Source organism: Phreatobacter oligotrophus (assembly GCF_003046185.1).
In the GTDB taxonomy this organism is placed as follows: domain Bacteria; phylum Pseudomonadota; class Alphaproteobacteria; order Rhizobiales; family Phreatobacteraceae; genus Phreatobacter; species Phreatobacter oligotrophus.
This window is the reverse complement of sequence record NZ_PZZL01000041.1, coordinates 1-5,561: the sequence shown is the minus strand read 5'-3', so window position 1 is coordinate 5,561 and position 5,561 is coordinate 1. Positions and strand designations below refer to the sequence as shown.

The window sequence follows — 5,561 nt, the reverse complement described above, 5'->3', positions numbered from 1 at the left end:
GGTTCCGGTTCTTTGACAATTGAATATGGGAAAGAGAAACGTAGGCGGCGGAGTTCTTGCGGACCGGTCTTCGGACTGGTCGATGACGAGACTTCGGCAGTGCTACGTTTCAGATGAGACAACCAAGGACGATCGCGAGATTGTTCTAGGTGTGTCCTCTGTCAATTCAACGTAGTGACTAGCCGGTTCAAGATCTCATTCAACTTGAGAGTTTGATCCTGGCTCAGAACGAACGCTGGCGGCAGGCTTAACACATGCAAGTCGAGCGCCCCGCAAGGGGAGCGGCAGACGGGTGAGTAACGCGTGGGAACGTACCTTTTGGTTCGGAACAACTCCGGGAAACTGGAGCTAATACCGGATAAGCCCTTCGGGGGAAAGATTTATCGCCGAAAGATCGGCCCGCGTCTGATTAGCTAGTTGGTGAGGTAACGGCTCACCAAGGCGACGATCAGTAGCTGGTCTGAGAGGATGATCAGCCACACTGGGACTGAGACACGGCCCAGACTCCTACGGGAGGCAGCAGTGGGGAATATTGGACAATGGGCGCAAGCCTGATCCAGCCATGCCGCGTGAGTGATGAAGGCCTTAGGGTTGTAAAGCTCTTTTGTCCGGGAAGATAATGACTGTACCGGAAGAATAAGCCCCGGCTAACTTCGTGCCAGCAGCCGCGGTAATACGAAGGGGGCTAGCGTTGTTCGGAATCACTGGGCGTAAAGCGCACGTAGGCGGACCATTAAGTCAGGGGTGAAAGCCTGGAGCTCAACTCCAGAACTGCCTTTGATACTGATGGTCTCGAGTTCGGAAGAGGTTGGTGGAACTGCGAGTGTAGAGGTGAAATTCGTAGATATTCGCAAGAACACCAGTGGCGAAGGCGGCCAACTGGTCCGATACTGACGCTGAGGTGCGAAAGCGTGGGGAGCAAACAGGATTAGATACCCTGGTAGTCCACGCCGTAAACGATGAATGCCAGCCGTTGGGGAGCTTGCTCCTCAGTGGCGCAGCTAACGCTTTAAGCATTCCGCCTGGGGAGTACGGTCGCAAGATTAAAACTCAAAGGAATTGACGGGGGCCCGCACAAGCGGTGGAGCATGTGGTTTAATTCGAAGCAACGCGCAGAACCTTACCAGCTCTTGACATCCCGTGCCACGCCCAGAGATGGGCGGTCCTCTTCGGAGGCGCGGAGACAGGTGCTGCATGGCTGTCGTCAGCTCGTGTCGTGAGATGTTGGGTTAAGTCCCGCAACGAGCGCAACCCTCGCCTTTAGTTGCCAGCATTCAGTTGGGCACTCTAGAGGGACTGCCGGTGATAAGCCGGAGGAAGGTGGGGATGACGTCAAGTCCTCATGGCCCTTACGGGCTGGGCTACACACGTGCTACAATGGCGGTGACAGTGGGCAGCAAAGCCGCAAGGCCAAGCTAATCTCCAAAAGCCGTCTCAGTTCGGATTGCACTCTGCAACTCGAGTGCATGAAGTTGGAATCGCTAGTAATCGCAGATCAGAATGCTGCGGTGAATACGTTCCCGGGCCTTGTACACACCGCCCGTCACACCATGGGAGTTGGGTTTACCCGAAGGCAGTGCGCTAACCGCAAGGGGGCAGCTGACCACGGTAGGCTCAGCGACTGGGGTGAAGTCGTAACAAGGTAGCCGTAGGGGAACCTGCGGCTGGATCACCTCCTTTCTAAGGTAGAGCCCTCAAGCTTCGGCTTTTCGGTTCTTCATTGGAACAATAGTGGCTTCTCAGGCCACGCCTTGCGGAACTCTGCCGTCTTCGTTTCTCTTTCCTTGCGGATGAAGGGCTCGGTCTCATGACCTTGAGCCCCGGGTGTCGAGCTTCGGGCTTGTAGCTCAGTTGGTTAGAGCGCGCGCTTGATAAGCGTGAGGTCGGAAGTTCAAGTCTTCCCAGGCCCACCATGCCTCGCCGATCGCTTGCGATCGTGCGACGAGGCGCGACAGGCCATGCGTCAGCATGGCTGAAAGCGCTGCCACGGGTCGATGCTCCTGAAGGGGCCATAGCTCAGCTCGGAGAGCGCGTGCTTTGCAAGCATGAGGTCGTCGGTTCGATCCCGTCTGGCTCCACCAGGATGCCGTCCGCAAGTGAAAAAAGAGTTTGCCGCTGCGCCATCGGGTGCTGCGGCCGGTTGTCCGACATCGTGAAGAGGTGATTTGACCGGTTTGGTCATGGGGTTGTCCTGGAAGGGACTTCCGGCATGGCCATAGCGTCTACCAAGTGGCTGCGCCTGACCGCCGGCCCTGGTCAAATCATGAAGCAAGCTGGTCTTATTCCGTCGATGCCCCATAGCGCAGCAACACCTGCGCAACCTCTGCCGAGGGGTGGGCATCGATCATGAGAGCGATCAAGTGTCGTAAGGGCGTTCGGTGGATGCCTTGGCACTGAGAGGCGATGAAAGACGTGGTACGCTGCGATAAGCCACGGGGAGCCGCGAACAGGCTTTGATCCGTGGATTTCTGAATGGGGAAACCCACCTCCGACAATTAGAACTCTGAGGCTGTGTGGTGACATGCAGTCTTTGGCTTCTAATTGTCATAGCGAGGTACAAAATCCTGAATACATAGGGGTTTTGAGCAAACCCGGGGAACTGAAACATCTAAGTACCCGGAGGAAAGGACATCAACAGAGACTCCGTTAGTAGTGGCGAGCGAACGCGGACCAGGCCAGTGGTGCATCAGATATAAGTCGAACCGGAAGGAAAGCCGGACCTCAGTGGGTGATAGTCCCGTAGACGTAAAGTATGATGCATCCTCGAGTAGGGCGGGGCACGTGAAACCCTGCCTGAACATGGGGGGACCACCCTCCAAGCCTAAGTACTCCTCAGTGACCGATAGCGAACAAGTACCGTGAGGGAAAGGTGAAAAGCACCCCGACGAGGGGAGTGAAACAGTTCCTGAAACCGGACGCTTACAAACAGGTGAAGCCCGCAAGGGTGACATCGTACCTTTTGTATTATGGGCCAGCGACTTAGCGTGACGAGCAAGCTTAAGCCGATAGGCGTAGGCGCAGCGAAAGCGAGTCTGAACAGGGCGTTCAGTTCGTCGCGTTAGACCCGAAACCTAGTGATCTAGCCATGTGCAGGCTGAAGGTGCGGTAACACGCACTGGAGGGCCGAACCGGTGTCCGTTGAAAAGGACTCGGATGACGTGTGGCTAGGGGTGAAAGGCCAATCAAACTGGGAAATAGCTGGTTCTCCGCGAAAACTATTTAGGTAGTGCCTCGTGCGAATACCTCAGGGGGTAGAGCACTGGATGGGCTAGGGGGTCCCACAGACCTACCAAACCTAACCAAACTCCGAATACCTGAGAGTACTACACGGGAGACAGACGGCGGGTGCTAACGTCCGTCGTCGAGAGGGAAACAACCCGGACCTACAGCTAAGGCCCCTAATTCGTGGCTAAGTGGGAAAGGATGTGAGGATCCCAAAACAACCAGGAGGTTGGCTTAGAAGCAGCCATCCTTTAAAGAAAGCGTAACAGCTCACTGGTCTAAACAAGGGTCTTTGCGCCGAAAATGTAACGGGGCTCAAGCCACGAGCCGAAGCTTAGGGCGCAGCAATGCGCGGTAGCGGAGCGTTCCGTAAGCCTGCGAAGGGCGACCCGTGAGGGCGCCTGGAGGTATCGGAAGTGAGAATGCTGGCATAAGTAACGACAAACAGAGTGAGAGACTCTGTCGCCGTAAGTCCAAGGGTTCCTGCGTAAAGTTAATCTGCGCAGGGTTAGCCGGTCCCTAAGGCGAGGCCGAGAGGCGTAGTCGATGGGAATCACGTTAATATTCGTGAGCCAGTGGGTAGTGACGGATGCTTACCGTCGTTCGGGATTATTGGATTTCCCGGGCGGCCGCGGTGTTCCAGGAAATAGCTCCCACATCAGACCGTACCCGAAACCGACACAGGTGGACTGGTAGAGTATACCAAGGCGCTTGAGAGAACTATGCTGAAGGAACTCGGCAATTTACCTCCGTAACTTCGGGATAAGGAGGCCCATGCCTTGCGCAAGCAGGGTGTGGGGGCACAGACCAGGGGGTGGCGACTGTTTACCTAAAACACAGGGCTCTGCGAAGTCTAAAGACGACGTATAGGGTCTGACGCCTGCCCGGTGCCGGAAGGTTAAGAGGAGAGGTGCAAGCTTTGAATCGAAGCCCCGGTAAACGGCGGCCGTAACTATAACGGTCCTAAGGTAGCGAAATTCCTTGTCGGGTAAGTTCCGACCTGCACGAATGGCGTAACGACTTCCCCGCTGTCTCCAGCATAGACTCAGTGAAATTGAACTCCCCGTGAAGATGCGGGGTTCCCGCGGTCAGACGGAAAGACCCCATGAACCTTTACTGTAGCTTTGCACTGGTATTCGTGTTGGCATGTGTAGGATAGGTGGTAGGCTTTGAAGCCGGAGCGCCAGCTCTGGTGGAGCCATCCTTGAAATACCACCCTTGTAGACATGGATATCTAACCGCGACCCTTCATCGGGGTCCGGGACAGTGCATGGTGGGCAGTTTGACTGGGGCGGTCGCCTCCTAAAGAGTAACGGAGGCGCGCGAAGGTAGGCTCAGACCGGTCGGAAATCGGTCGTCGAGTGCAATGGCATAAGCCTGCCTGACTGCGAGACTGACAAGTCGAGCAGAGACGAAAGTCGGTCATAGTGATCCGGTGGTTCCACGTGGACGGGCCATCGCTCAACGGATAAAAGGTACTCTGGGGATAACAGGCTGATGACGGCCAAGAGTCCATATCGACGCCGTCGTTTGGCACCTCGATGTCGGCTCATCACATCCTGGGGCTGGAGAAGGTCCCAAGGGTTCGGCTGTTCGCCGATTAAAGTGGTACGTGAGCTGGGTTCAGAACGTCGTGAGACAGTTCGGTCCCTATCTGCCGTGGGTGTTGAAGACTTGAGAGGATCTGTCCCTAGTACGAGAGGACCGGGATGGACACACCTCTGGTGGAGCTGTTGTCGCGCCAGCGGCAGTGCAGCGTAGCTATGTGTGGAAAAGATAACCGCTGAATGCATCTAAGCGGGAAACTTGCCTCAAGACGAGGTCTTCCTTGAGAACCGTGGTAGACCACCACGTTGATAGGCCGGGTGTGGAAGTGCAGCAATGCATGCAGCTTACCGGTACTAATCGTTCGATAGGCTTGAACGCTCTCATGACCAATGCCCTCCCAAAAGGGTTGGTCATCGACGAATAACAATCAAAACCAGCTTGCTTCCGTTGTCCTTCGCCGGCCTGGTGGCTGTGGCGAGGAGTCTGAACCCGATCCCATCCCGAACTCGGCCGTTAAACTCCTCAGCGCCGATGGTACTATGTCTCAAGACCTGGGAGAGTAGGTCGCTGCCAGGCCTGCCAAGGACAACGCTCGAAACCTTCACGATGACGCTCAACCCGAAACCGCGCTGCCCGCGCGGTTTTGTCGTTTACGGGGTCCGGCTCCGCACGTGGATCCGAACCTCCCACAGGTGGCGCGGGGTGGAGCAGCCCGGTAGCTCGTCAGGCTCATAACCTGAAGGTCGTCAGTTCAAATCTGGCCCCCGCAACCAAAACACCAAAAGCCCCGC

Annotated in this window: 3 tRNA genes and 3 rRNA genes; all 6 read left to right on the top strand. The window is 56.1% G+C overall.

Features of this window, described 5'->3' with window-relative positions:
• Positions 1-200: 200 nt before the first annotated feature.
• Positions 201-1,680 (top strand): 16S ribosomal RNA (locus C8P69_RS23090).
• A 156-nt stretch (positions 1,681-1,836) separates the two neighbouring features.
• Positions 1,837-1,913 (top strand) — tRNA-Ile (locus C8P69_RS23085).
• A 92-nt stretch (positions 1,914-2,005) separates the two neighbouring features.
• Positions 2,006-2,081: transfer RNA gene (locus tag C8P69_RS23080), tRNA-Ala, on the top strand.
• A 273-nt stretch (positions 2,082-2,354) separates the two neighbouring features.
• A 23S ribosomal RNA gene (locus tag C8P69_RS23075) occupies positions 2,355-5,148 on the top strand.
• An 83-nt stretch (positions 5,149-5,231) separates the two neighbouring features.
• Positions 5,232-5,346: ribosomal RNA gene (gene rrf, locus C8P69_RS23070) — 5S ribosomal RNA — on the top strand.
• Together the 16S, 23S and 5S rRNA genes with 3 tRNA genes alongside form the textbook arrangement of a ribosomal RNA operon.
• A 120-nt stretch (positions 5,347-5,466) precedes the next feature.
• Positions 5,467-5,543 (top strand) — tRNA-Met (locus C8P69_RS23065).
• Positions 5,544-5,561 lie beyond the last annotated feature (18 nt).